Annotated in this window: 21 protein-coding genes and 1 tRNA gene; 10 read left to right on the top strand and 12 right to left on the bottom strand. The window is 56.5% G+C overall.

Annotated elements, in window-relative coordinates:
- Positions 1–115: 115 nt before the first annotated feature.
- Both H8E27_02910 and H8E27_02905 read right to left on the bottom strand, forming a co-directional pair.
- Positions 116–793, bottom strand: coding sequence for a hypothetical protein (locus H8E27_02910; GenBank protein MBC8324561.1), 678 nt, complete (start codon positions 791–793; stop codon positions 116–118).
- Positions 794–805: 12 nt separating this feature from the next.
- Positions 806–1,960: a Na/Pi symporter gene (locus H8E27_02905; GenBank protein ID MBC8324560.1), complete on the bottom strand. Its 1,155-nt coding sequence runs from the start codon at positions 1,958–1,960 to the stop codon at positions 806–808.
- Between the two features lie 261 nt (positions 1,961–2,221).
- On the opposite strand from H8E27_02905, the gene H8E27_02900 reads away from it, so the two are divergent.
- The 3 genes from H8E27_02900 to H8E27_02890 all read left to right on the top strand — a co-directional run bounded on the left by H8E27_02900 (position 2,222) and on the right by H8E27_02890 (position 5,053).
- Positions 2,222–2,725 (top strand): NUDIX domain-containing protein, encoded by a 504-nt coding sequence (locus H8E27_02900; GenBank protein MBC8324559.1) that lies wholly within the window; start codon positions 2,222–2,224, stop codon positions 2,723–2,725.
- Positions 2,725–3,189: a nucleoside deaminase gene (locus H8E27_02895; GenBank protein ID MBC8324558.1), complete on the top strand. Its 465-nt coding sequence runs from the start codon at positions 2,725–2,727 to the stop codon at positions 3,187–3,189. Before H8E27_02900 ends, H8E27_02895 begins: the two co-directional genes overlap by 1 nt.
- A gap of 85 nt (positions 3,190–3,274) precedes the next feature.
- Complete coding sequence (locus tag H8E27_02890; GenBank protein ID MBC8324557.1) at positions 3,275–5,053, top strand: squalene--hopene cyclase; 1,779 nt, start codon at positions 3,275–3,277, stop codon at positions 5,051–5,053.
- A gap of 50 nt (positions 5,054–5,103) precedes the next feature.
- On the opposite strand, the gene rsmD is transcribed toward H8E27_02890, so the two are convergent.
- Together rsmD and H8E27_02880 are read right to left on the bottom strand one after the other, a co-directional pair.
- On the bottom strand, positions 5,104–5,679 hold the full coding sequence (gene rsmD / locus H8E27_02885; protein MBC8324556.1) for a 16S rRNA (guanine(966)-N(2))-methyltransferase RsmD: 576 nt from the start codon (positions 5,677–5,679) through the stop codon (positions 5,104–5,106).
- Between the two features lie 2 nt (positions 5,680–5,681).
- Positions 5,682–6,497, bottom strand: a complete 816-nt coding sequence (locus H8E27_02880; GenBank protein ID MBC8324555.1) for a hypothetical protein — start codon at positions 6,495–6,497, stop codon at positions 5,682–5,684.
- Positions 6,498–6,627: 130 nt separating this feature from the next.
- Here H8E27_02880 and H8E27_02875 point away from each other — a divergent pair, with 130 nt between their 5' ends.
- Positions 6,628–7,248, top strand: coding sequence for an HNH endonuclease (locus tag H8E27_02875; GenBank protein MBC8324554.1), 621 nt, complete (start codon positions 6,628–6,630; stop codon positions 7,246–7,248).
- On the opposite strand, the gene H8E27_02870 is transcribed toward H8E27_02875, so the two are convergent.
- The 5 genes from H8E27_02870 to H8E27_02850 all read right to left on the bottom strand — a co-directional run bounded on the left by H8E27_02870 (position 7,245) and on the right by H8E27_02850 (position 9,825).
- Entirely contained in the window at positions 7,245–7,622 is a 378-nt protein-coding gene (locus H8E27_02870; protein ID MBC8324553.1) for a hypothetical protein, read from the bottom strand. The genes H8E27_02875 and H8E27_02870 overlap by 4 nt on opposite strands.
- A 34-nt stretch (positions 7,623–7,656) precedes the next feature.
- Positions 7,657–7,731, bottom strand: a tRNA-Glu gene (locus tag H8E27_02865).
- A gap of 54 nt (positions 7,732–7,785) precedes the next feature.
- Entirely contained in the window at positions 7,786–8,559 is a 774-nt protein-coding gene (locus H8E27_02860; GenBank protein ID MBC8324552.1) for an RluA family pseudouridine synthase, read from the bottom strand.
- Positions 8,560–8,631: 72 nt separating this feature from the next.
- Positions 8,632–8,880, bottom strand: coding sequence for a hypothetical protein (locus tag H8E27_02855; GenBank protein MBC8324551.1), 249 nt, complete (start codon positions 8,878–8,880; stop codon positions 8,632–8,634).
- Positions 8,881–8,910: 30 nt separating this feature from the next.
- Positions 8,911–9,825 (bottom strand): hypothetical protein, encoded by a 915-nt coding sequence (locus tag H8E27_02850; GenBank protein MBC8324550.1) that lies wholly within the window; start codon positions 9,823–9,825, stop codon positions 8,911–8,913.
- 296 nt (positions 9,826–10,121) lie between these two features.
- On the opposite strand from H8E27_02850, the gene H8E27_02845 reads away from it, so the two are divergent.
- The 6 genes from H8E27_02845 (at position 10,122) to lysA (ending at position 16,360) form a co-directional block, all read left to right on the top strand.
- The gene (locus H8E27_02845) at positions 10,122–10,586 is read left to right on the top strand and encodes a metallophosphoesterase family protein (GenBank protein ID MBC8324549.1); all 465 of its coding nucleotides are present in this window, start codon (positions 10,122–10,124) and stop codon (positions 10,584–10,586) included.
- A 33-nt stretch (positions 10,587–10,619) separates the two neighbouring features.
- Complete coding sequence (locus H8E27_02840) at positions 10,620–11,489, top strand: LysR family transcriptional regulator (protein MBC8324548.1); 870 nt, start codon at positions 10,620–10,622, stop codon at positions 11,487–11,489.
- An 84-nt stretch (positions 11,490–11,573) separates the two neighbouring features.
- The gene (gene argH, locus H8E27_02835) at positions 11,574–12,986 is read left to right on the top strand and encodes an argininosuccinate lyase (protein MBC8324547.1); all 1,413 of its coding nucleotides are present in this window, start codon (positions 11,574–11,576) and stop codon (positions 12,984–12,986) included.
- Positions 12,987–12,992: 6 nt separating this feature from the next.
- Entirely contained in the window at positions 12,993–14,003 is a 1,011-nt protein-coding gene (locus H8E27_02830; protein MBC8324546.1) for a squalene/phytoene synthase family protein, read from the top strand.
- A 74-nt stretch (positions 14,004–14,077) separates the two neighbouring features.
- Complete coding sequence (locus H8E27_02825) at positions 14,078–14,989, top strand: hypothetical protein (GenBank protein ID MBC8324545.1); 912 nt, start codon at positions 14,078–14,080, stop codon at positions 14,987–14,989.
- A gap of 72 nt (positions 14,990–15,061) precedes the next feature.
- Positions 15,062–16,360, top strand: a complete 1,299-nt coding sequence (lysA, locus tag H8E27_02820) for a diaminopimelate decarboxylase (protein MBC8324544.1) — start codon at positions 15,062–15,064, stop codon at positions 16,358–16,360.
- A 1-nt stretch (position 16,361) separates the two neighbouring features.
- Here the strand turns inward: lysA and H8E27_02815 are convergent, their stop codons facing one another.
- The 3 genes from H8E27_02815 to H8E27_02805 are packed head-to-tail and all read right to left on the bottom strand — an operon-like array spanning position 16,362 to position 25,144.
- Positions 16,362–20,207 carry a hypothetical protein gene (locus H8E27_02815; GenBank protein MBC8324543.1) on the bottom strand — a complete coding sequence of 1,282 codons (3,846 nt, stop codon included), beginning with the start codon at positions 20,205–20,207 and terminating at the stop codon, positions 16,362–16,364.
- A 50-nt stretch (positions 20,208–20,257) separates the two neighbouring features.
- The gene (locus H8E27_02810; GenBank protein ID MBC8324542.1) at positions 20,258–22,723 is read right to left on the bottom strand and encodes a DUF1549 domain-containing protein; all 2,466 of its coding nucleotides are present in this window, start codon (positions 22,721–22,723) and stop codon (positions 20,258–20,260) included.
- A gap of 21 nt (positions 22,724–22,744) precedes the next feature.
- Positions 22,745–25,144, bottom strand: a complete 2,400-nt coding sequence (locus H8E27_02805) for a PPC domain-containing protein (GenBank protein MBC8324541.1) — start codon at positions 25,142–25,144, stop codon at positions 22,745–22,747.
- Positions 25,145–25,190 lie beyond the last annotated feature (46 nt).

Below are 25,190 nucleotides of genomic sequence, written 5' to 3'. Positions count from 1 at the left end.
CTCTCAATGCGGGGTTAGTTTGCCGCAGAAGTGTGCCGGGAAAATGGCGGTTTTGTGACGTTTTTGTAAACAGGTGAAGGCCTATCGCAACGGGCTCAGGTAATCGGGTTTACGATCACTTTTTGATTTTTTCATTGTATCCAATCCGGTGAAATGGATTGACGATGCTGGTGACGATGTTGCGGGAATGGCTGCCAATGCGTTTGAGGAAGCGGGCGTAAAGCACTACGGCGGCGGCCTCGGGTGCTTCGAGGTCGCTCACTTTGCCGGTGATGATGTCATCGGCCATATCGTCGCAATCGTCGGAGATTTCCTCTTTGTATTCTTCCATCACCTGCCGAGCCAAATCCTCGTCGCCTTTCTTGAAGGCCTCGGAGGCACGCTCGAACACCTGTGCAATGTGCGTTTCCACTTCGCACAATTTATCCTCGAGGCTGCCGGCCTTCAGTCGCTTGGGGTGGCTGCGGGCGAGGTCATAAATATTCTTGGTGTAATCGCCAATGCGCTCGATATCGATCACCACACTCACCAGCGCGAGGCCGGAGTTGAGCTGTGTGTCGCCCGAAAGCATCAGGTGCTTCATCACCTTTTTGCGCACGTCGCGCTCGGAACGGTTGACCTCTTTGTCGAGCCCGTAAATATCCAGCTCGATGTCGGCGGTGTCCGATTTGCGCAGCGATTCCACCGAAGCGGCGTACATTTTGCCGTCCGTCTCGAGCATCTCGCATGCCTCGTCAAAGGCCTGTTGATAGAGGTTGTCTTTCTTAAAGACGCTGATGATTTCCTTCCACATGGGTATACCTTACTATTTCTTGAACGCTTCGGCAATGGTGGACCACGTGACCACCAGCGGGATGAGATAAAACACGAGCACAATAAAGACAACCGGGATCACGCGGTTGCGCAGGCACAGCTCCGCCAGCCATTCGGCAAACTTCACCGGCAGGGCGCGGATGGGCGCGAAGGGCAGGAAAATCACTGCCCCGGCCAGATTAAAAAGCAAATGCGCAAACGCCACGGTGGCGCCGGCCACCACTTTGGGCGGAAGAGGTTCGCCAGGCAGCACCGTCACCGCGCTGGCCGCGGCCAAGGCGGCGAGCAAACCGGTAATGGTGGTGCCGATATTGGCGCCGATGGTGAACGGAAAAATCTGCGGCAAGCGCAACACACCCGCGCCCGCCAGCGGGACGATGAGGCTGGTGGTGATGGAGCTGCTCTGCACCAGCACCGTGAGGCACAGGCCCGCCGTAAACGCGATGGCGGCATTGCGGAATAAATAAGCATCAAAAAATGCCTCCAACTTTTTGAGTACAAGGCTTTGCAACAGCTTCACGATGGCGAAGAGCATGAAAAAGGTGATTAATACCGAAACAATCAGCAGCCACAATTCGCTGTTGAGCATTTCGCCCATCCATTCGATGACCGGTTTGGTGACTTTCTTGAGATAATTTTCCGGCTTCGTCACGCCGGTGAATTTTAAGAAATGCTCCCCCAAAAAATGCGCGCCTTTTTCGAGAAAACCAAAGCTATATTCCAAGGGCAACATCACGGCTACCGTGATCAAATTAAATGTGTCGTGCACCGACGATGCCGCAAAGGCCCGCCGAAATTCCGCGCGCTGCGCGATGTGCCCGAGTGACACAATTTTGGCAGTCACCGTGGTGCCCACGTTCGCACCCATTACCATAAAAATTGCGCCGCCCACATCCACCGCGCCCGCCGCCACAAGGCCCACAATGAGGCTGGTGGTAGTGGAAGAACTTTGCACAATGGTGGTGGCCAAAATCCCGATGAAGAGCCCCACAATCGGTGACTGCGTCGCTTCAAGCAGTTTGGCCGCCGTATCTTTGAATTCCCCTTTGAACGCCGCGCCCATGCCGCCTATCCCGATTAGAAACAGGTATAGACATACGACGACGCCAAAAATTTTTGCGAGGGTTTGAAGTTTCTCGTTTTTCATTGAGAAGGGAAAGGGGGTATTTTGGAATTGAAACTATCCGCGAGCGCAAGCTGCTTTGCCTGCCGGGCGTTTTACTGGATCAGTCATAAAGAGGTTTCACCTGAGCTGTATTCCGTATGTCGCGCGGATATGCCAGCCGCACGCGCAGCGGAAAAGAACAAGTTATTCACGGGGCTCCACACATCTCGCCCAAGACGGCAAATGAAACCCAAACCTCCAGAAAAGTCTCGGAAACCTGCCTCCCCGTTGCTTCACTGCCGTATGTCGTCGTTGCCATATCGCATTGCCACGCTGTTGTACGCCTTCCACGAGGATGGCCGGGTGCTGCTGATCCAACGCAACCACGAGCCCAATCGCGGCTGCTACAGCCCGCCCGGCGGTAAACTGAAAACTGACACCGGCGAAAGCCCGCACGCCTGCGCTATCCGCGAAGCACGCGAAGAAACCGGCTTGCAACTGGCCCCCGCCGATCTCCATCTCACCGGCCTCATCAGCGAACACGGCTACCAAGGCAACGCCCATTGGTTGATGTTCCTTTTTGAAATCAACCCGCGCCTCACCACGCTACCGCCCGAACACGAAGAAGGCGTGTTCCATTTCGCCACCCGCGAAGCTCTCGAATCGCTTCCGCTCCCCGGTACCGACCGCGAACAAATCTGGCCGCTCTTTTGGCAACACCGCAACGCCTTCTTCGTCGCCCACTGCCAATGCACCGAAAACCAACCCGACCGCTGGACGCTCCTGCAGTCCACCCTCAACACCTAATGGACGAACATTTCATGCAAGACGCCATTCGCCAGGCGGTGAAAGCCTACGAGGCCGACGAAGTGCCCGTGGGCGCAGTGGTCGTTCGCGAGGGCGCCGTCATCGCCCGCGCGTGGAACCAAGTCGAACTCCTCAAAGACGCCACCGCCCACGCCGAGATGATCGCCCTCACCGCCGCCGAAGCTGCCGTGGGTGATTGGCGCCTCACCGATTGCACTCTCTATGTAACGAAAGAACCCTGCCCGATGTGCGCCGGCGCGCTGGTACACTGCCGCGTGGCGCGCGTTGTTTTTGGCGTGCCCGATCCCAATGGCGGCGCGGCTGGTGGCGCGATGAATCTGCTCCAATTCCCCACGCTCAACCACGCTTGCGAAATCACCCCCAGCGTGATGGAGCCGGATTGCCGCAGCCTCCTTCAAACTTTCTTTCAGGAAAAACGCAATCGCCCCACTGACGACAAGTGATAAACTCTGTCGCCAACCCCCAAGGTAGGGCGTGCTCTCCGAGCGCGCCAAGGCGGTTTCGGAGAAACCGCCCTACCAAAACCCAGTGAGCCTCGACCTCGCCAGACTCGAATCGGCGTTGGCAACCGCCCGCCAAGCCCTCCTCGCCGAGCGCAACGCCGCGGGCCATTGGAACGGCGAACTCTCCAGCAGCGCCTTATCCACCGCCACCGCAGTGGTCGCCCTGCAGCAGGTTCAAAATTGTACTGACTCGGACCACACCACTTATATAGAGGGCGGTTTGAATTGGCTCGCCGCCAATGCCAATCCCGACGGCGGTTGGGGCGATACCCCCAAAAGCAAAAGCAACATCTCCACCACCACCCTTTGCTGGGCTGCGTTCCATCGTGCGCCGGAGAAATTTGCGGACACCATTGCCGCCGCTGATGCTTGGCTGACAAAGGTCGCCGGAGGCACTGCGCCCGAAAAGCTCGCACCCGCCATCATCGCCCGGTACGGGAAGGATCGCACTTTTTCCGTGCCCATCCTCACCCACTGCGCGCTCGCAGGCAAAGTGGATTGGGCGGACGTGCTGCCGCTCCCCTTCGAATTGGCCGCCCTGCCACAGACGTGGTTTGCCGCGCTGCGCCTGCCGGTGGTCAGCTACGCGCTGCCCGCACTCATCGCCATCGGCCAATGCCGGCATCACCATCGGCCCACGCGCAACCCCATCACGCGAATCCTCCGCAACGTCACACGCAACAAAACGCTGAAAGTTTTGGAGCGCGTCCAGCCCACCAACGGCGGTTTCCTCGAGGCCACGCCGCTCACCAGCTTTGTGACCATGAGCCTCGCGGGCAGCGGACTCGCCAATCATCCCGTTGCGAAAAAAGGCGTTGCCTTTATTCTGGACTCCGTCCGCGCCGACGGCAGTTGGCCGATTGACACAAACCTTGCCACGTGGGTGACCACGCTGGCGGTCAACGCCCTCGGCGATGACTTGCCTGCTGAAGCGCGCGCGCCCATTCGCGAATGGCTCCTCGCCCAGCAATATTGCCAGATGCATCCGTACACCCTCGCCGCGCCGGGCGGTTGGGCGTGGACGCCTCTCCCCGGTGGCGTGCCCGATGCCGACGACACCCCCGGCGCATTGCTCGCGCTCAAACAACTCGACGACGATTCAGACGCCACCGGGCAAGCTGCGCAGCTCGGCTGCACATGGCTGCTCGATTTGCAAAACCGCGACGGCGGTATTCCGACTTTTTGCCGTGGCTGGACCAACCTGCCATTCGACCGCTCCAGTCCTGATCTCACCGCGCACACAATGCGCGCGTGGCTCGCGTGGCGCGACCAAATGCCCGAGTTGCAACCCCGCATCGACAATGCCTTCGCCCGCGCCGCCCGTTTCCTCGCCCAAAGCGAAGGCGCTGGATTGGACGGATGGACGCCGTTGTGGTTTGGAAACCAACACGCACCCGACGAAATCAACTGGACCTACGGCACTGCCAAAGTGCTGCTCGCATTAAACGAACCCGCCCAACAAACCCTCCCCGGCGGCGCCCTGCGCGTGACGCGCGCCAAAAACGCACTGTTGGAAATGCAACGCACCGACGGCGCATGGGGGGGCTTCAAAGGCGGCGAGCCCTCCATTGAGGAAACCGCCCTTGCGCTGGAAGCCTTGGCGGGCGTGACGGAAAATGACATCGACGCGCAAGCAAAGCTGGAAACCGCCCGCGATCGCGGCGCGCTCTGGCTTGTTGAGAAAGTTGAAAACGGCGAATGGACCGAGCCCTCGCCCATCGGATTTTATTTTGCGAAGCTTTGGTATTTTGAAAAACTGTACCCGATGATCGCGACCGTGGCGGCGCTGTCGCGGTTGCGGTAGGGCGGTTTCTCCGAAACCGCCTTGGCGCGCTCGGGGAGCACGCCCAACCTTTACACGGCGGCACGTTTTAATAACCTAATCCACGTGTCGCCGTGCTTCAGAGTTTTGTGTTCGTGCCACGGCGAGGTGAGTTCCAGGGCATCACGTTTGGTGTGGCCCACGAGCAAGCGGCCTTCGATTTTTAAAATTTTTTCCAAAACCGGTTCATCCAAAAGTTTTTGTGCCCAACTTTCGGAGCGTTTGCCGGGCGCGGTCTTGTCACCGTAGGGCGGATCAGCACAAATGAAATCAAACGTGCGGTTTGCCTCGGCCAGTTGCTTCGCCGCCTGCAAAGCGCATTGCACGCGAACCTCCACTTTGGTTTCCAGCGCCTTCGCGTTGCGCCGAATAAAATTGGCGTGTTTGAAACTTTTCTCCACGGCTACGGCGGACGCCGCTCCACGGCTGAGGCATTCGAGACTCAGCGCCCCACTGCCAGCAAACAGTTCAAGCACGGTCGCGCCCTCAATCCACGGGCCGAGGCTGTTGAAGATGGCTTGGCGAACTTTATCCGGCGTGGGTCGCACGCCGTGGCCGGGTGGAACGGTGAGTATGCGGCCTGCCCATTGACCGCCGGTGATGCGCATGGTCAGTCGTCCCGTCGTACCGGTTTGCGCGCAGGGTGAGTCAGTAATTCGCGCATGCGTTCATTGTCCAATTCTAATTGCTGGATGCGCTTGAGCAACTCGGCGCGGTCATCTGACGAGGATGCATCCGGCGTATGCCGTGCGCGCAAACGCGCGATCTCTTCCTTTAGCCGATGATTCACCCCCAATGCTTCGATGTATAATTTCTCGCTGCGCAAGGCTTGGGTGCGCAAGTATTTCAAGTCCGCATCGAGCTTGTCTTTTTCACTTTGGAGCTTGTGATTTTCGCCCTGCACCTTGGCATAGAGTTTGGGGTCAGCCGATTTGGGCCGGGCGGCGAGCGCTTCACGCAATTGTTTTTTGGCAAAGTCTGCCGATTTCTCGGCGTCCGCCCATTTGCGTTGGGCAATTAAATTAGCTTCATGGAGCTTGGCGAAATTTTGATCGGTCAGTCGTTTTTCTTCCTGTAATTTTGCGTACCGGATTTCCCAATTCTGCACCGGCGGCGGTTGGGACGGAGCTTTTGGGGGAGCGTTGCCGATAATTTGCGCCGGCGTGATACCGAGGACGCGCGCGAGCGGAACGATTTGTTCATCAATTTTCCCGAGCAAGCTCTTCACTACTACGGGATTCCACGTGGCGTGTTGACGGGAAACCTCTTCGAGTTTTCGGCGTGCATCAACAAAGCTGCTCAGTGCTTTTTCCTTTGCCCCGGTCCGCACCAAAACCAGCCCTTCGGAATAAAGAGAATGGGCATGGTGATATTCGTCATTCGGCAACCCTCCGGCCCATGCCGTTACCGACAGAATAATCCCCAAAATGAAACTGAGTCCCCACCCCCTCATCACCGACAGCGTGCCAGATTCAATCCTGCAAAGCAAGCTTTTCCATTTCTCTTCGGGGGCATCGGTTGACATTCGCCGCTGCGAATTGTTAGCCTCGGCTTTTGTGAGTGTGCCACTGAACCAGCCCGTGCTCGTGCTGAACCGCCTTTGGCAGGCGGTGAATGTCTGCTCCGTGCGCCGCGCCGTGGGGCTACTCTTCACCGGACACGCGCAGGTAGTTTACAATGACGACGCCAACGGTTTCCAAACTTTCAGCTTTGGCGAGTGGCAGGATTTTTCCGAGGCCGAACCGCACGCGGACTCCATCGCGGCGGTGTCCTTTCAGTTGCGCATTCCGCGCGTCATTTTGCTGCTGGCGTACGACCGGTTTCCCCGGCAGGAAGTGAAGTTTACGCGGCACAATATTTTTGAACGTGATAAAAACACCTGCCAATACTGCGGAGACAGGTTCGATCGGCGTGATTTGAATCTCGACCACGTCATCCCGCGCGATCGCGGCGGGCCTACCACGTGGGAAAACATCGTGTGCTCGTGCATTCCGTGCAACACCCGTAAGAGCAACCGCACCCCGCGCGAAGCCGGTTTGAATTTGATTACTAAACCGAGAAAGCCAAAATGGCGGCCATTCATTCAGGTGAGTTTTGGCGTGAAAACGCACGATAGCTGGAAGCACTTCATCGACGTCGCCTACTGGAACGTCGAATTAGGCGAGGAAAAAGACTAGGCCTCCTCGCGCGAAGCGGAAGCAGCTTCATCGATCATTTCCCAAAAATTCGGATTCTCCGCCAACGCATCGTCTTCGTCCTGCGTCATGTTCACGTTGCGGAAGAAAAAATCCTTCAACGTGTTGCGCGAAAAAATCCGGTGCACAACCACGCCTAGTTCGTGGCATTCAAAATACACCCGATAATTTCCCACACGATAACGGTGTAAACTTTTCACTCCGTGCTCCAGTCGGCCATAAAAACCGCTGGCCCGCACTTCCTCCGGCAGCCCGCGAAACTCGCCCAGAATCTGCAACTGCAAATCCTTCGGCATCCCCGCCAGCTCCGCCGCACTGGTGGGGTTAAAAATGATCTGGAAATATTTCTGCGCCATGCCTGTTCCTTTTCCGCAACTCCCTGTTCCCAAATGGTAGCCCGTAGGGGAATCGAACCCCTCTCTCAGCCTTGAGAGGGCTGTGTCCTAGCCGATAGACGAACGGGCCATCGGAACGAAGAGGCTAACACCCTGTGAATAAAAGTCAACTCCGCGCCAAAGGTCAGTCAAAACAGGTGTCTTCCTCCGCTTCGCTCACCGTTTCGATGAAGTCCACAAATTCATCCGCCGGTTCGGCAATGAATTCCCAATCGCGGGCGCGCCAGTTGAATCTCAATGTATGGGCGTGGAGGGCTTGGTTTTTTAGGATGAGCTGTTGCCGATCGGCATCGGTCAACTCATCTCTCACGAATTTCAAATACCACGATTCATCGAGCCCATAAAGTTTGTCGCCCACGATTGGGTAGCCGAGGTGTTGGAGGTGGATGCGGATCTGGTGTTTCCGGCCGGTGACGGGTGCCACGCGCAGCCACGTGAATTTTCCATCATCGCGCTCAAACTTCCATTGCGTCCAAAATTTCGTTTGCGAGGGATGCCCGTCATCGCGCACGCAATCTTTCAGCACCACTTCGCTGGCATCATCCGCGCCCAGCGGGGCGTTGATGATGCCTTCGCTTTCCAAAACATGTCCGTGGACGATCGCCCAGTAATGTTTCTCCACCTCATGGCTTTCCCACAATTTGCGCAACTCGCGCGCCGCCTCATCGGTTTTACCCACGCACACCACGCCGCTGGTTTCGCGATCCAGCCGATTGATGAGATGCACCGACTGCTCCGCGCCGCGATACAGCCGCAACCGCCCCGCCAAGCTCGAGCGCTCATCGCCCTTGGTGGGATGACACACGAGCCCCGCCTGTTTGTTGATGACCAGCAAATCGTCGTCCTCGTGTAAAATTTCAAATAAATCGTTCACGTTAAAAATCGTAATGTCACGCATTCACCATCGGCAAGCGCGGGTTTGTTTCACGAAGAATTCAGAAGTCGTTTGTTAACTTTCAGCCTATTCGAATTATTCAGACTGCTTCCTAGTGTGGATCACTTGAAGAAAAAGCACAGGTCCTAAAATGGGGATCAAAACTAACAGCGCCCATAAAATCAAAGCCCTGGTTTCGCTTCCTTCCTTCAGATAAGGACGGCATTTTTTGAGTAAGACCAAATGAATGCCCAGTAAAATTAAAATTGAAAGAATCCATAAAAGTTGAAATAAAAAAAAGAACGTAGGTGGCGCTCCCAACTCACTTTCAATGTTAGGGCTCATATTCTATTTTGAAAAAGGTTGGATTTCATTTTAGTCTTTGGCGAATCTCCTGCATTCCCAAGTTCCTGTTTTAGCGCGCTTGATTGAAAGTTCACTTCCGGAAATTTTTACTTTTAAGCCCAAAGCTCCCCCTTCTGTCTGGATCGACCCTTTCCAACTAGCTACAGCAGCGTAGGCAACTTTTGCTGTTTTCCCTTCAGTCTCCACAACAATCTTTGCGTCAGAGTTTCTCCCGTCTCTGGAACGTGCGCCCTCATCGCTTTCGCCATAAATATTACCGTGTTCATCACAAGTGAAGTATGTTGATGCAGATGATTCAACCATATTCATTGTCCAGAGAGTAAAAAACCCTAGCGTATACGCTTTTGCGACAACCTTAACACCTTCATCAGAGGTTTCACCTACAATCCATACATACGCGTGATCCATCCAATAGCGAAATTTTTTATCAGATTCATTAAAGTTTCCCTCATCAACATTCTCGCCTTCTTTAACTTGAACCTTGACCGGCAACCAGATCAATTCATCCGAATTAGATGGATTGTAACTTATTTCATCCTGATTGTCATCCATTGGTTCGATTAGATCCCAATAAAACATCATGTTGTTGTAAAAGTCATCCACCTGCAAGTCATTCCAATGTGAAAATTCTGGTATTAGCACCATTTGCCTCATTATATCCAGATAGTCATTCGGATGAATAATTTTCTGCCACTGGGAAAACTCATCGAATGTGATGTTTGAAACCAGTTGTGAAAAGATGGATTCATCAAATTGATCGTACGGACTCCCTCCTAAGCTAATATATTGAGAGAATACGTATTCAGCAACATAAGGGTTGAGTAATGGATCCTCGTTTATGGGATCATCATCATATTGGGCTTTAGCACACCAAGAACTGACGGTTAGGAGTGAGAGAATAATGAAACGATAATATGGGCTCATCAGGAGATTTTCCAAATTAATCCTTGTAAGTAAAGGTTTTTTCCACTTTTTTAACAGAACCCCGAACAGGCTTGACAAAGACGAACAATCCAACCCGACGCATCAATTCAATGCGCTCTGTTTTGAAAAAAAACTTCCGTATCAGAAATTAAGCTACCCAATACCCAAGGAATGACCAATTCTCAATCTCCAAAAATCTCCAATCACCAAGACCATTGGGATTTGGTCATTGGTCATTCCTTGGGATTTGGTCATTGGAACTTGGTCATTTCACATTCCCCCTTCACACTTCCGCCGTGAAGCTTGGCATCATTTCCGATACGCACGGCACTGTGCCCGCCGCCGTGCACGACGCGCTGGCGGGGGTGGATCACATTTTGCACGCGGGCGATGTGGGGCCGGTGGATATCATCACCGAGTTGGAAGCCATCGCGCCGGTGAGCGCCGTGCGGGGCAATACCGATTTTACCATCGACCTGCCAGAGACGCGCCTCATTGAGTTTGGCGACAACACATTTCTCATCCATCACATTGTTGATTTCCCCGTGCCTTCGCAAAGGGTGCGCGCGTTGTTGGCGGAGGAGCAGCCGAATGTCGTCGTCTTTGGCCATACGCATATGCCGTGCAATGAGTTGCTCGACGGAGTGCTGTATCTCAACCCCGGCTCGCCGGCCACCCCGCGCGGGGGCGCGCCCGCCAGCGTGGCGATTGTGGAATTTGAAAACGGCACGCCCCGCGCACACCACATCACGTTAACTTAACCCCACCCCAACCGCATCCTTCCACACCCGACTATGAATATCCATCACCTCGAATTATTTCACTACGTCGCCAAGCACGAGGGCATTGCCGGTGCAGTGCGCAATATCCCGTACGGCATCCAGCAACCGGCCGTCAGCGCGCAAGTCATTCAATTGGAAAACGACCTCGGCGCCACGCTCTTCCAGCGCCGCCCCTTCGAGCTGACGCCCGCCGGCGTGGAGCTTTACGATTTCGTCCGGCCCTTTTTTGAGAACCTCGATTCGGTGGGCGAAAAAATCCGTGGCGGCGTGGCCCAAACCATCCGCATCGGCGCATCCGGTGTGGTCTTCCGTGAGCACCTGCCGGATTTGCTAAACGCCGCACGCAAAGAATTCCCCGGATTGCATCCGGCGTTACGAGTGGGCATCCAGCCGGAAATCGAGCAGTGGCTGCTCGCCAACGATGTGGACCTCGGCGTCACCGTGCTTGGCTCCAAACCGCCTACCGAACTCAAAGCTGAAAAACTGCTCGAGCTGCCGTTGGTGCTGGTGGTGCCCACGACGATTCGCGTGAAATCCGCCGCCGAAATTCTCGGGCAAGATCGCATCGCGCAAACGCTCATCAGCCTGCCGCAAAACGAAGGCATCAGCCGCACGTTCCAAGCCCAACTCGCCGCGCGCAAAATCGATTGGCCCATCGGGATGGAACTCAACTCCACCGACCTCATCAGCACCTACGTTGCCAACGGCTTCGGCATCGGCATCTCCGTGGCCCTCCCCGGCGAACGCAAAAACAAAGGCGTCAAACTGCTGCCGCTCAAAGATTTTCCCGCCGTCACTATCGGCTGCCTCTGGCGCGGCCAACTCCCGCCCGTCGGTCAAGCACTCGTCAAACTGCTGCAAGCCCACGCCGCAGAGTTGTAAGTGTGCAGAACCATTCAAAATACCCCTCCCCTGGATTTCGCGACGTGACTTTTGCCTTCATTCGCGGCAGGCTACCCGCGTTCTATGGCGAAGAAAAAATCCAGCAAAGTTACCGCGCGCAGCGGACGGTTTGCCAGCGGGCCTGCTGCTGAAGCAAATGCGTTTACCAATTCGGTGAAGTTCGACACCCGCCTTGCGCATCACGACATCGCCGGCTCCATCGCTCACGCCCAAATGCTGCATCACGTGGGGTTGTTGAAAAAGAAAGAATGCACCGCCATCGTCGATGGCCTCGAAGCGATCGGCGCAGAGATTGCCGAAGGCCAATTCGAATGGCGCACGGAGCTGGAGGACGTGCATATGAACATCGAGGCCGCGCTCACTGCGCGCGTGCCCGCCGGCGCCAAACTGCACACCGGACGGTCGCGCAATGACCAAGTCGCGCTGGATTCCCGGATGTGGTTGCGCGAGGAAATCTGCGAACTCGCCAATGAAATCCACGACCTGCAACTGGCGCTCATCGAGCTTGGCGAAAATAATCTCAAGGCGCTCATCCCCGGCTACACGCATTTGCAGCGCGCGCAGCCGGTCTATCTCGCCCATCATTTGCTCGCTTACGTGGAAATGCTGGAGCGCGATTACGAGCGGCTCCTCGATTGCCTCGTGCGCGTAAATGTGTGCCCGCTCGGCAGCGGCGCGCTGGCGGGAACCACGCTACCGCTGGATCGCGAGTTCGTCGCGCACGCACTAGGCTTTGTGGACGCACACGACAAGCCGATGATCACTCACAATTCGATGGACGCCGTAGCCGACCGAGATTATGTGGTGGAATTCTGCAGCGTGGCAGCGTTGCTCGCCATTCATCAATCGCGCCTGTGCGAGGATTTGGTTTTGTGGAGCAGCGCGGAGTTTGGATTCATCGAAATCGGCGATGCCTACACCACCGGCTCCTCGCTGATGCCGCAAAAGAAAAATCCGGATATCTGCGAATTGACCCGCGGCAAAACCGGCCGCGTGGTCGGCAATCTCGTTTCACTGCTCGTCACCCTCAAAGGCTTGCCGCTCACCTATAATAGCGATTTGCAGGAGGACAAGGAACGCCTATTCGACACCACCGACACCGTACGCAGCACCGTACGTATTCTCGCATCAATGCTGCGCGACACCGCCGTAAACGCCAACGCCTGCGCCGCCGCGGTGGACGACCCCAATCTGCTCGCCACCGATTTGGTAGACTGGCTGGTGCTCAACGGAACCGCCTTCCGCAAAGCGCATCACGTGGTCGGAAAACTGGTCGCCATTGCCGAAGCCAAAGGTAAACGACTGGACAAGCTAACGCCCGCCGAGCTGAAACAAGCCGACAAAAAACTCACCCGAGAAGCGCTGAAAGTATTCGACCTCAAAGCGGCCATGGCGCGCCGCACCGTACCGGGCTCGCCGGGCATCGCCGAATTGAAAAGTCGGCTGGCCTATTGGCACAAGTTCCTGCGCCACTGATTCATTATGGCGGCCACCGACGATGCCGAAGAATTGCTCGGGCCCATCCTGCGCGATGTGTCGCGCGCCTTTTACCTCACCCTACGCGTGCTGCCCGCCGCCGTGCGTCCCCAGATTGGCCTCGCCTATCTCCTCGCCCGCACCACCGACACGATTGCCGATACCGACCTCGTGCCCGCCGAAGAGCGCCTGCACACACTCCGCCAATTTCGCGCACGCATCCGCGATGAAGCCGCGCCGCCCGTGGATTTTTCGGATCTCGCCAGCGAACAACAAAACCCTTCCGAACGCGCATTACTGCTACGCAGTGCCGAGGCATTGGAATGGCTCGATCAACTCACGCCCGCCGATCGCGGCCAAGTGCAGCTCGTGCTTGAAACCATCACACGCGGGCAGGAACAGGACCTCGAACGCTTCGGTGACGTTGGCGATGGCAGCACCCTCACCGCCCTGCAAACTGCCGATGACCTCGATGACTACACCTACCGCGTGGCGGGCTGCGTAGGCGAATTTTGGACGCGCCTCACACGCACCCATTGTTTCCCGGGTGCTCAACTCGACGACACCCCCTTCGTGGCCGACGCCATCCGATTCGGCAAAGGCCTTCAGCTCGTCAACATCCTGCGCGACCTCCCGCGCGACCTTGCCAACGGCCGATGCTATTTGCCCGCCGTGGACCTCGCGATGGCCGGCTTGCAGCCCGAAGATTTGCGCGACCCCGCAAACTGGCCCAAGCTCCAGCCCGTCTTCAAGCCGTGGCTAACAAAAGCCCGCGATCATTTGACCGCGGGCGGGCGCTACACGCTCGCCATCCCGCACGCGCACTATCGCCTGCGCCTCGCCTGCGCGTGGCCCGTTCTGATGGGCGCAGCCACGCTTAACAAATTGGCCGCCGCCAACCCGCTGCAGCCCGAGCCACGTCTGAAAATTTCCCGTCGCACCGTGCGCGGCATCCTTTGGCGCACCATTTGGCGCGTACCCTTCCGCGGCCCGTGGAACCGGCTGTTCACGATCTGAATAATTTCCGCTTGATTTCAAGCACCTAATTCCATACAAAAATTGTTGAGGAGGTGGGTATGCATTCGCGATTATTGATTACGATATTTCTGTGTGGCTGGATGGTGATTTCCCCGATGCAAATCGGTGCCGATGGCGCGGGCGGTGGCAGCCCACAATTGGGATTTCCCAAACGGCCAAATCTCGATTTGGTGCCCGCCATGGGCTCAACCCATGGTCCGGAACTATCCTCCACCGATCGCGCCACGCCCCAGCCCCACCGCCTTCGCGAATTCACTAATGCCGAATGGGCCAAGCACCGTCGGCAAACCACCCGCCAACGCGCCAATGCCATCGAACACGTAAAACGCGCGCGATGGATCCCCAACATTACCTACGCGCAGATACAGGAAATTTACGACGCCAAAAAAATCGCACTGGCCAAAGTCGTTGCCCACGGCAGCTTCAGCCGCACCCTCATTGCACAGGCCAAAACCCGCGCGCTAGCTGAGGTCAAAGCAATGGTGGCCGTGCTGCGCGATCGACAACAGGCGGAGCAACTTGCACTAATGGAAGCCGAGGCCTCAATGCGCGAGGCCAATCCCAATTATGATGAGGACGCCCTTCGCAAAGCCATGGCCGAGGCACAACAACACGGCGGCATCCGCGTAAAGGAACTGGAAGGACTCCCGGTTTTGCCTAACGCCACTGCAATGAATTACCCCAAAGGCGGACCCAACGTCATCGCCAAGCGCACGCCCGAACCGACCGACACGCCCCAAGAAATAGCACAGCTTAAGGCGCTGCGTGATTTCAAAAAACAACTGGCGCTAGAAAGCGTCATGCAGGAGCAACAATCCAGAGAGCTCAAACAACAAACCCTTTCCCATCGCGAAATGGAAACCAAGCTCAGCGCGTTGCTCGACCAATATGTGGACGGGAACATTGACGCGCAATCCTACTACGAACAACGCGAGCAACTCCTCAAAGCCGGCGGCCAAAAATAACCGCCCAAATTTTCGATCTCCTCCTTCCCTTTCGTCTTTCCCTTTGCCTGCCACTTTGGCATAACCTCGCACATGCACGATTTTCGCTACGTCAACGGACGGCTCCATTGCGAGGGCGTTTCCATCGGCGCGCTCGCCAAACAATACGGCACGCCGCTTTACATTTACTCCTCCAAAACGCTCGCTGACCATTTCACCAAACTCAGCAACGCGCTCGCGCCTCTCGATCACCTGATTTGTTTCGCGATGAAATCCAATTCCAACCGCGGCGTCCTCCGCACACTCGCCGATTTGGGAAGCGGGTTCGACACCGTCAGCGGCGGCGAAATCCAACGCGCCATTGCCGCGGGCGGCAGGCCCAACAAATGTGTGTTCGCCGGGGTCGGCAAAACCGCTCAAGAAATCACCTTCGCACTGCGCAAAGGCATTTACTGTTTCAATGTCGAAAGCGAGGCCGAACTCGAACGCATCAATCGCATCGCCGGCAAGCTCAAGAAAACCGCCCCCATCGCCATCCGCGTGAATCCGAATGTGGATGCCAAAACCCACAAAAAAATCACCACCGGCACCTACGACAATAAATTTGGCATCGCCATTGAAAAAATTCCCGCGCTCTACGCGCGCGCCGCCAAGCTCAAACATATCCGCCTGCGCGGCGTGCAAATGCATATCGGCTCGCAGCTCACCCAAGTAAAACCCTTCGCCGACGCCGTGCGCAAAATCGCCCCGCTTGCCGCGAAGCTAAAAGCCAAATACGGCATCGAATTCATTAGCATCGGCGGCGGCCTCGGTATCATGTACGAGGACGCGCTCGTGAGTGGCAAAGCAGACTGGTGGAACCGCAAGGAGGCAAAGGACATTCTCACCCCTGAAAAATATGCTGCCACCCTCGTGCCGTTGTTACGGCCACTGGGGCTGAAGGTGTTGCTTGAACCAGGCCGATTCATTTCCGGCAACGCTGGCATCCTTGTCACGCGCGTGGAATACGTGAAGCGCACGGGCAAAAAATATTTCGCCATTATGGACGCCGCGATGAATGATTTGTTGCGGCCCGCGTTTTACGAAAGCTACCACGAGATCATCCCCGTGAAACAATCCAAGGCACGCCCTGTGAACACCGATGTGGTCGGCGGCATTTGCGAAACCGGTGACACCTTTTGCAAAGACCGCCCCATCCCGCGCGTGGCCGAAGGCGATCTCGTGGCCATCCTCAGCGCCGGCGCGTACGGGTTTGTCATGGCCGGCACCTACAACACCCGCCCCTTGCCCGCTGAAATTTTGGTGAAAGGTAAAAAGGCCGCCCTCGTCCGAAAGCGGCAAAAGACCAAAGAAATTTGGGAGGGCGAAACCGCTGCCCCTTGGCAGACGTAAATTATTTCGCCGCCGTCTTGGGCGGCCCTTTGAGCTTTTCGTACTCGGCTTTGAATGCTTCAACTTGTTTCTGAGCGGCGGCAACCACGATCGCCAGCTTGCCGGCTTCTTCCGTTTTCGCCTTGGACGCAGTAGATTGAGCGGCAACCGTCTTCGCCAGTGTGGTGACATGGGCTTGATGAATCTGCCCGGCGTTGGTGTGGGCGGCTTGGGCACGGGTCATCGCAGCGGCAGCGGCAATCACGTCAGCTTCCATTGGCTTGATTTTTTCAGCAGCCATTTTCATCATGGCGTTCTTGGCGGCAACCTCCTCGGTTTTACGTTGGGTTACCAGCTTGGCGGCCACGTCCATCGCGGTGGTCATCTTCGCCACATTTACCTCAGTAGGTTTCACGGCAGCCTCAACTGTTTTGGCCACAGCATCCAAGTCTTGAAATGGCTTGGCCGCCACGACCATTTCGGCATTTACGCGAGTGAGAATTTTGTCGGCGGCAATTTTTGCGGCCGCTAACTCGGTGGCGGTTGCGCTCGCGGCAGCCAATGCGTCTTGTGCGGGTTTCTGCTTGGCCGCCACAAGGCCATCGCGTTTTGACTTAGCGATGTTGGCCACATTACGTTTAGCGGTGGCATCGGTTTGTTTCGCAGTGAAATCGGATTTTGCCTTCGCGTGAGTGGCTGTGGTGGCGGTGACAACTTTCTGTGCGGCGGCGGCGGCTTGAGTGGCGGCATTGTGCGTGGTGGTGGCCTTGGCCACCTCTGCTTTGGCAGCAGCAAGCTCTTTGTCAGCAGCAGCTTTTGCAACGGGCGCGGCTTTCATTGCGGCATTGGCTTTAGCGACCTGCACAAGCACGGCTTTTTGTTGGCCGGTGATCAGTTGATCGAGCGCCGCCTTGGCGGTGATGACGGCTTTACGCTTGGCTGCGGCATCGGCTTGTTTGGCGGCGTCATTACCCGCACCGGCCTCGGCGGCTTGCGCAGCCATTTCGACGACAAGAAATTTGTCGAGCGCGGTTTTAACGGCAGCATTCGCGGCAATCTGCGCCTTGTCGGCAGCGGCTTTGGTGAGCGGCACCTGTTTGAGCATGGCAGTGGCGGTGGCTACTTTTGCTTCGGCTGGTTTTTGACGGGTTGCGATTAATTGGGCAAGCGTAGCTTGGGTGGTGGTTTGTGTTTTTTGTTTGGCGGCGAGATCGATTGTTTGTTTTGCCAATTCGGCGGCGAGCTTGTCCATCAATGCTTTGGCAGCAGCTGCGAGGTTCTCAGCAGTCTTGGCCGTGGTATCGGAACCGGTGAACGTGGCGGTGGCCGCGTTGACCTCGGTGTTGATGACAGCCAATACTTTAGCGGCATTTGCTTTTGCGGCATTGGCCTGAACAATGGCTTTGTCGAGGGTGGTGTTGATGAGCTGCGCGGGCGTCTGCTTGGCAACGACGAGTTGGTCGTAGGTTTTTTTGGCCTCGTTGGCTTTGGCGCGGGCGGCTTGGGCCGTGGCAGTCGCTTTTGCCTGGGCAGCCTTGGCGTTAGCCAGGTTTGTTCCTGCGGTTTGCATGCCGGCTTCGGCGGTGGCGATGGCCTTGGTGGCGATGGTGATTGTTTCGCCCGCCTTAGCAACCTCGGCTTGGGCAGCGGTGAGGGCTTGATCGGCCTTGGCTTTAGCGGCTTTGGCTTGAATGAAGGCAACGAGCTTATTGGCTTTTAGCTTTGCGAGATCTGTTTTGCGGGCGGCGTCCAGCGCGGTTTGAGTGCTGTTGAGCGCGGCTTGGGCGGCCTGGGCGGTGGCCTGCAATTCGGCGAGCTTGGCTTTCTGTGCGACGAGTTGATTGCGGGAGCGATAATAATCGCTGTATGTTTTATTGAGGCGCAACAGGTCGGCATCCTTTTGAGCTGCGGTGAGCGCGACACCGGCGGCAGTGACTTTAGCCTGTTCGGTGGCCGCGGATTTGGCGAGATCGGCCAATAATTTGGTGAGTGCTACCTTGCCGGTCTTGGCGGCGTTTTGTGATTCGATGAGCGATTTGGCGGCTGCGGCACTGACGGTGGTGGCTTGAGTCACTTGCGCGTTAATGACAGTGAGCGCTTTGTCCGCAATCGCTTTGGCGCTGGTGGCAGCGGTGAGCGCGTTGGCAGCAGCGGTGGCCTTGACTTGGGCAGCCGGTTTGTCGGCGGCATCGGCTGAGGCCAACGCTTTGTCGGCGGCAGCTTTGGTGTCGGTGGCGGTCTTCACGCTTCCGGCGGCGGTGGCTGCTTTGGTTTGAGCGGGTTTTTGTTTTTCGGCAATGAGCTTTGCGAGGGTAGCTTTGGAATCGGTGACTGCTTTTTGGCGCATGGTCACGGTGGTGTCCAAAGCGGTCATTTGCGTCTTGGTTTTGGCGATGCGGGTGAGCACGGATTGATGCCCGGCGGTGGCTGCTTTGGCGGCGGCGGCTTTCTGCTCTACTATTTTTTGCGAGGCAACAAATTGATCGGCCATGGGGGCGGGGTTCAGGGCGAGACGGGTGATTTCTTTGCCATCGGCTGAGTTCCAAACGTAGGCTTCGCCGGTCCAGTCGGTGCCGATGACGAGTTTGCCATCGTGGCTGGGGACGCCGGTGGAGGGGATGTCGCCGGGGAATGTGAAGGAGCGCTTTGCGCTGCCACTGGCGTTCCAAATGGTGGCGCGGCGATTGCGGCCGACGGTGACCATATCGCCGTTTTGGGCACGACGCAGGCTGAGTGCGCCACCGCCGTGGGCGGTCCAGTTTTTGATTTGGCTGACTTCGTCGATGTTCCACATTTTGGCAGTGCCATCTTCGCTGGCGCTGATGACGATGTTGGTGCTGGCCCATTCGAGACCGGTGATGCGGCCGCGATGGCCCATCAGGCTGGCGGCGCGTCCGCCGGGTTCGGCCTCCCAAACGTGGATGCCGCCGGCACGGTCACCGGAAGCGACGTATTTGCCTTTGGGGCCAAAGCGCATGGCGGTGACCCAGTCGGTGTGTTTTTTGATCTTATGAAGCATCTCGCCAGTGTCGGTTGAAAAAATGCGCACGAATCGGTCGGGGCCACCGTGGGCGATGTAGCGCTGGTCGGCAGAGATGTCGGAGGCGAGGACTGAATCGAGGTCATCGCCGACGGTCAAGATTTGTTCGCCCTTGGTGATGTCCCACACGGTGGAAAAGCCGAGGTTGGCGCCGCGTCCGCCGCCGATGACGAGCAGTTTGCCATTCGCACTAAAATTGACGCTGTGCGGATAGCCTTTGGGAAAGGGAATGATGCCGACGATTTTGAAGGTGTCGGTATTGTAAAGGAGCACTTGGCGTTGGCTGCCGATGGCGACGAGCGGAGCCCACGGGCTGACGGCGATGGCGGTGGAAATGCTGGTGCGTTCGGTGCGCTGATAGGGATCGAGTGCGAGGACTTCGACGGGCATCGGCGCGGGGCCTTCGGGGCGTTTGCCCAGGGAATCGGGATCGAGTGCGAGATCGACCTTGGGTTTGGAGGCCATCACGGCTTTGGAGCCGCTGTCTTTGAGCAAGCCTCCGATGATCCATGCCTTGATGGTGGCAATCTCAGCATCGGCGAGTTTGCTCTTGGGCGGCATGTTGGGTTCCTCAGCGTGGGTGACCAGCTGATAAAGAAGGCTGTTATCCAAATCCCCGCCAGCGACGACTTCGCCGGTCATCATCGCGTCATAGGTGGCAAGGTTGAGGTCTGCCTTCATCTTGTCCGCGTTGTGGCACTTGAGGCAGTTGTTGCGGAAAATGGGCAGGATGTTGTCCTCGTAAGTGACTTTGTCTGCGGCGATCCCGGCGCTACCCACAATGAAGCCGGCAGCGATGGCGATGGTTTTTAGATTCCGAGTATTCATCGGTTTTACAGTTCCCCCTTGATTGCTAGCCCGCGTGGCGGGCGAATTAATTAATGATTAAAAATAAATTCCTTTGAATTCAGCACAGCCCAGAATAAGTCATTCAAGACCTCTTCCTCCGGACGCCCTTCCTTGAAAAACACCATCAGTTTAGCCTTTTCCGAAGCAGTCGGTTTGCGGGCCAAGCAGCGCAGGTAAATATTATCCAAAACCTCGTCCGGCTTTTTGCCTCCTTTAATCAGGTTTCGGACCACGCCTCCTTGAGCACACTTGGTGTTTACCGTATCACCATTGAGCAAATGCAGCGCTTGGGAAAGATTGGGTTCAAGAGCCACTTCGCACGAACACACTGTGGTGCGGGTGGCACGGCCAAACGTGGTGAGGAAGAACGTGCTGGTGCCACCATCCACAATTTCAACTGCACTGGAGCCGATCGGCAGACCGCGGAATTTGTTTTTGGTGTCGGTTACTTGGCTGATGATATCTAGCAACACTTCGGCGCGCACGCGACGGATGCTGCTCTTGGCAAAGTTCAGCGCGTCGTCCTTGTTCAACTCATTGCTCTGCACGCTGCGCTGGTAGGCGCGGGACACGCAAATGTCGCGCACGAGTTTTTTGAAATTATAACCACTCCCCGCGAAGCGTTTGCCCAACTCCTCGAGCAGTTCCGGATTGCTCGGCGGGTTACTGATGCGCACATCGTCAACCGGTTCCACAATGCCTACTCCCATGAAATGACTCCACACGATGTTGGCCATATTTTTGGCGAAGTAGGGATTTTGGGGCGAAGCTAGCCAGTTCGCTAAGGCAATGCGCCGATCCTCACCGCTTTTCAACGGAAATCCGGCGCGCACTTTTCCATTCACATCCTTAGCAATTTCAGGCCCCTCGGCGCCGAGAAATTTTGGCGGCATATCGCGATTACCTACGATGTGGCGCACCCCGCCGCTGCGGCGGTTGTAAATAATGGTTTCCCGGTTATCCTCTCCGGTCTTGCGACCCACTTGCGCGAAAAAAGCGGAGAAGCTGTAATAGTCATCCATCGTCCAGCGATCGAAAGGATGATTGTGGCATTGGGCGCACTGAATGCGCATGCCCATAAAAATTTGCGCGGCATTCTCGGTGAGCTTCTGCGTGTCACGCTCCACTTGATAGAAATTGCCGGCGGGATTGCTGAAAGTCCCGCCGCGCGCGCCGAGGAGTTCACGCACAATTTTATCCATCGGTTGATCCTGTTCAAACTGATCGCGTAACCACTCGAAATACAGCACGGCATTTTTGTAATAAAATTGATTGTTTTGAGTGCGGATCTGTAACAGCTCGGCCCACTTCATCACCCACATCCGCACGAACTCCGGACGGGCAATCAACTCGTCAATGAGCTTCTCGCGCTTGGCCGGCGATTTATCCACCACAAATGCGGCAACGGCCTCGGGGGTGGGTAGCTCTCCGATAACGTCGAGATAAGCACGCCGAATGAAAGTGTTGTCATCGCAAATACCACTGGGCGTGATTCGAATTTTCTTCAACTTATTGTGCACCAAAGTGTCGATGTAATTGGCCTCGAGCTCTTTGGGGAACACGAAGCTCTTCAGCTTCGGAATCACCAGCACTTGCGTGCCCACGGTGATTTGGTCGAAGCGCGCCATGATGAACGACTCACCGCGTTGCCCGGCGGTCATCTTGCCTTTGCCGTCCACTTTGGTTGACACATCGTTGTTAGTGATAAACATCGTCTCGTGCGTCACATCGCGTGTGGAGCCGTCGCTGTACACGGCGCGTACAATGATTTGCTGCTCGGCGCCTTCACCCTCGAGCACGGATTGTTTCGGATAGATTTCGAGGTCCACCACTTTGGGGGTGCCGGCGGGATCATTGGGTGCCCCTGCCTCCAGCCAACGCACGAGTGTTTTATATAAACTACTTTCCGCGGTCATCACTTTGCCTCCGGTATGCGTCACGCGGCCGGTGGCTTTCTCGAGCAACAAACTATCGTGCGGCAAGGCAAGATTGATTCGCCGGCCGAGGTTTTCGCGCGTGATGTATTGATAATCAAGCTGCGGATTGAAACCGAACAACGACAACCGAAACCCATCTTTTCCGCTGGATGCACCGTGGCAACTCCCCGAGTTGCAACCGCCCTTGGTGAAAGTGGGCATCACATCGAGATTGAAACGAACAGGGCGTTCCTCGCCGGCTTTTTCTACTTTCACCGGCACGGTGAGCGTGCGGCCGGCAAACTCAATTTTCAGTGAAGTGCTGCCATCCACGACCGGGAGGATAATGTGTTTTTCAAACTTGATCAGCTTGGGATTGGCAAAGGTATATTTTGCCTCCGCAGTAACATCGCGCGTGGTGCTGTCGGCGTACGTGGCCTGCACCATCAATTGCTGCTTGCCGCGTAGCGTCACCAAGTGGGCGTCCTTCGGGTACACCTGTAAATCCACCAAATCCTTCGGAGCCGCACTGAGCATTAGCGGCACGGTGACGAGAGCGAGCAATGTTTTTTTTATCATTTTAAAATCTTGTTTTGTGAATTATTTGGCAACAACCACTTTGCCCAGCGAACCATCGCCTGGCTTTTTAATGGACGGCGCGGCAGGCGGCACATTGATGCGCAACGTGCCGCGGCCACCGAGCGTTTGGGTGACGGTGTGGCCGGTGTGATTGAGCGTCATTTTGCAGTATACCGTGCGGTGCAATCCGGCGCGGGCATTATCGGCAACGGTAATGGGGAACGTCAGCGACTTGGTGTCCTGCGTCATCTCCAGTTTAGTGGTGGTGGTGCCGGTGGGGAGGCCCACCAATTCCACCGTGGCCGTGCCGGGGAATTTGGTGCGATTGGTGAGATCCACTTTTAACGCCGTGGGATAACCCTGCGTGGTTGTGGCAGGAGTGATTTTGCCGACCATAAAATAATCCGCGATCTTCAACGAAGTAAGCTGGGTGGATACGTACGCCGTGCCGCCGCTGACACTCGCGGTGCCCAGCATCGCAATTTTGTGGTCCAGAATTTCGGCGGCGGTGTTGGCGCTAAAGAGATAGGTGATTTCGTTTTTGCCGGCGGGGATGTTGATGTTCGAACTGCAGCTGAGTCCCGGCGGACGGGTAAGCATCTGGACGTTGATGTTTCCGTTGAAGCCCTCTTTGCGTTCGGCAATGATCTTGAGCGGCAGCGTCCCCGCGCGCACGAGCGGCGCCTTGAGCTCTTCGATGCGGATCTTGAATGGCAATTCCTCCACCACGACAACAGCCATTTTGTCCACCCAAGTTTTATAATACACACCGCGATTACCGCTTTGCACGAGATCATAGTTTTGCCAAATCCCGCCGCTGATGTCCGCGACCTTTTCACCCATGAGTTTGCCCATAAGATCGCCCAACGTGCCGCCGATTGGCGCATCGGCCGCGGCCTCAAAGACGATGGTTTGGGAGGATTTATTGCTCGCCATCGGCGCAGCGTGCAGGGTGATGCCTTTGGGGAAATCCTTGGTGCTCAATTCGAGCGCCCCCCCGAAATTGCCGCGTCGCGCCTGGATGACCAGCGGGAATCGGTTGCCGCGCGCGACCACCACGTTTTTGCGCGTCTGGGTGTCGTACCGGCGGGTGTCCAGCACGTACAAGCTCAACGTGGGCTCGCGGGGCTGGAATTCCACGCGGTACGTGTAGTCCGGGCCGCCGTTGCCAAGATGGTCGCGGATGCGCAAGGTGTACTCGCCATCGGCGGGAACGGTCCAGCTGATGTAGCTATCCGGACCGCCGGAGTCATCATTGCTCGCGAGGGTGCGGCCATCCTTGTTGCAAATGTACATTACCGTGTCGATGGGTGAACGCAATTTACGGGCGTACACGCGCACGTCGTAGCGTTGGCCTTTTTTGGCGGTGAACCGGAACCAATCTTCGTCGCCTTTGGCTTGGATGATGCCATTCAGCGCGAGCGGCAGCGGCGCCTCGATCAGGCGCGCTTCGCCAACCGAATTGTTCGGCTCGGCCTCAAGTTCATTCGGGAACGGTGACACGCGCACTTTGTTGCCCGACGGTGCCACGACGCCTTCCGCTTGCGGGAAGACCGCAAGGTCACGGAAGCACGGCTGGTCTTGCTGGCCGAAGGTGGCCTCAAACGATTTGGGTTCGGGCGCGGCATATTTCTGTTTGAAATCGCCGGCGACCTTGTCGATGAATTTCACTTCCAATTCCTTACCCTGCTGACCGCCCGCGGGGTACACCGCTGTGGGTCTTGGGAACGTGCCCACGTGAAGGCGATATCCGCCCAGCGCGCCGTACGAAGTTTCGCGCAGCACGATTGTATACACATCGTCTTCCTTTGCCACAGCGGACGCAAAACAATCCTGCACAAACAGCGGGGTATCGTCCGAACGCGCCACGATAAACCCTTTACTGTTCTCGATAGCCACATACGGATCATAAAACCCACGGCCCAGGCGGATGCTCTCCACTTCAGCGGAAATACGCTGGCCTTTTTTGACGTCCACCGCAAAGCGATCCACCGATTCCGCGCTTACAGATCCGGCCACAGTGCAATTGAGCGGCAGTTTCTGTGGGCCTTCGCCGGCCTTGGGGGTCACCTTGGTCACCATCGGGAATGGCCCCACGAAAAACGTGCGCAGCTCGGTCACGCCGCCGCGCGTACGAACGCGCGCCTTGTGCTCGCCGAGCGGGCAGTTGGCCTCGGTCTTGATGAGTGCTTTTACAAAGCGATCATTCTTTTCGGTGATCTTCACCAGTTTCACACCCGAATGATAAAAGAAAATATCCTCAGCATTCGCAAGACGTAAGCCGCGGAAAGTGACCTCTGTCTCTTTGCCCAGTTGAACCCCGCCGGGGGAAAGATAACTCAATCGCGGATCCACCGCCGCCGCGCTCCAAACCAGCCCGGCCATCCCGAGCATCAACATCCAGTGCTTCATCGTTTTCATTATGTGAATCTTCAGTTCTTTAATTCTTTTGGTTTTGTAAACGCGC

Source organism: Limisphaerales bacterium, from assembly GCA_014382585.1.
Lineage (GTDB): Bacteria > Verrucomicrobiota > Verrucomicrobiia > Limisphaerales > UBA1100 > JACNJL01.
This window is presented reverse-complemented; position numbering and strand designations above follow the sequence as displayed.

What these genes read in the sequence shown, in the direction of transcription:
- H8E27_02910 (MBC8324561.1), bottom strand. Translation starts at nt 793, where the DNA reads ATGTGGAAGGAAATCATCAGCGTCTTTAAGAAAGACAACCTCTATCAA.
- H8E27_02905 (MBC8324560.1), bottom strand. Translation starts at nt 1,960, where the DNA reads ATGAAAAACGAGAAACTTCAAACCCTCGCAAAAATTTTTGGCGTCGTC.
- H8E27_02900 (MBC8324559.1), top strand. Translation starts at nt 2,222, where the DNA reads ATGTCGTCGTTGCCATATCGCATTGCCACGCTGTTGTACGCCTTCCAC.
- H8E27_02895 (MBC8324558.1), top strand. Translation starts at nt 2,725, where the DNA reads ATGGACGAACATTTCATGCAAGACGCCATTCGCCAGGCGGTGAAAGCC.
- rsmD (MBC8324556.1), bottom strand. Translation starts at nt 5,679, where the DNA reads ATGCGCATCACCGGCGGTCAATGGGCAGGCCGCATACTCACCGTTCCA.
- H8E27_02870 (MBC8324553.1), bottom strand. Translation starts at nt 7,622, where the DNA reads ATGGCGCAGAAATATTTCCAGATCATTTTTAACCCCACCAGTGCGGCG.
- H8E27_02860 (MBC8324552.1), bottom strand. Translation starts at nt 8,559, where the DNA reads ATGCGTGACATTACGATTTTTAACGTGAACGATTTATTTGAAATTTTA.
- H8E27_02855 (MBC8324551.1), bottom strand. Translation starts at nt 8,880, where the DNA reads ATGAGCCCTAACATTGAAAGTGAGTTGGGAGCGCCACCTACGTTCTTT.
- H8E27_02850 (MBC8324550.1), bottom strand. Translation starts at nt 9,825, where the DNA reads ATGAGCCCATATTATCGTTTCATTATTCTCTCACTCCTAACCGTCAGT.
- H8E27_02840 (MBC8324548.1), top strand. Translation starts at nt 10,620, where the DNA reads ATGAATATCCATCACCTCGAATTATTTCACTACGTCGCCAAGCACGAG.
- argH (MBC8324547.1), top strand. Translation starts at nt 11,574, where the DNA reads ATGGCGAAGAAAAAATCCAGCAAAGTTACCGCGCGCAGCGGACGGTTT.
- H8E27_02830 (MBC8324546.1), top strand. Translation starts at nt 12,993, where the DNA reads ATGGCGGCCACCGACGATGCCGAAGAATTGCTCGGGCCCATCCTGCGC.
- lysA (MBC8324544.1), top strand. Translation starts at nt 15,062, where the DNA reads ATGCACGATTTTCGCTACGTCAACGGACGGCTCCATTGCGAGGGCGTT.
- H8E27_02815 (MBC8324543.1), bottom strand. Translation starts at nt 20,207, where the DNA reads ATGAATACTCGGAATCTAAAAACCATCGCCATCGCTGCCGGCTTCATT.
- H8E27_02810 (MBC8324542.1), bottom strand. Translation starts at nt 22,723, where the DNA reads ATGATAAAAAAAACATTGCTCGCTCTCGTCACCGTGCCGCTAATGCTC.
- H8E27_02805 (MBC8324541.1), bottom strand. Translation starts at nt 25,144, where the DNA reads ATGAAAACGATGAAGCACTGGATGTTGATGCTCGGGATGGCCGGGCTG.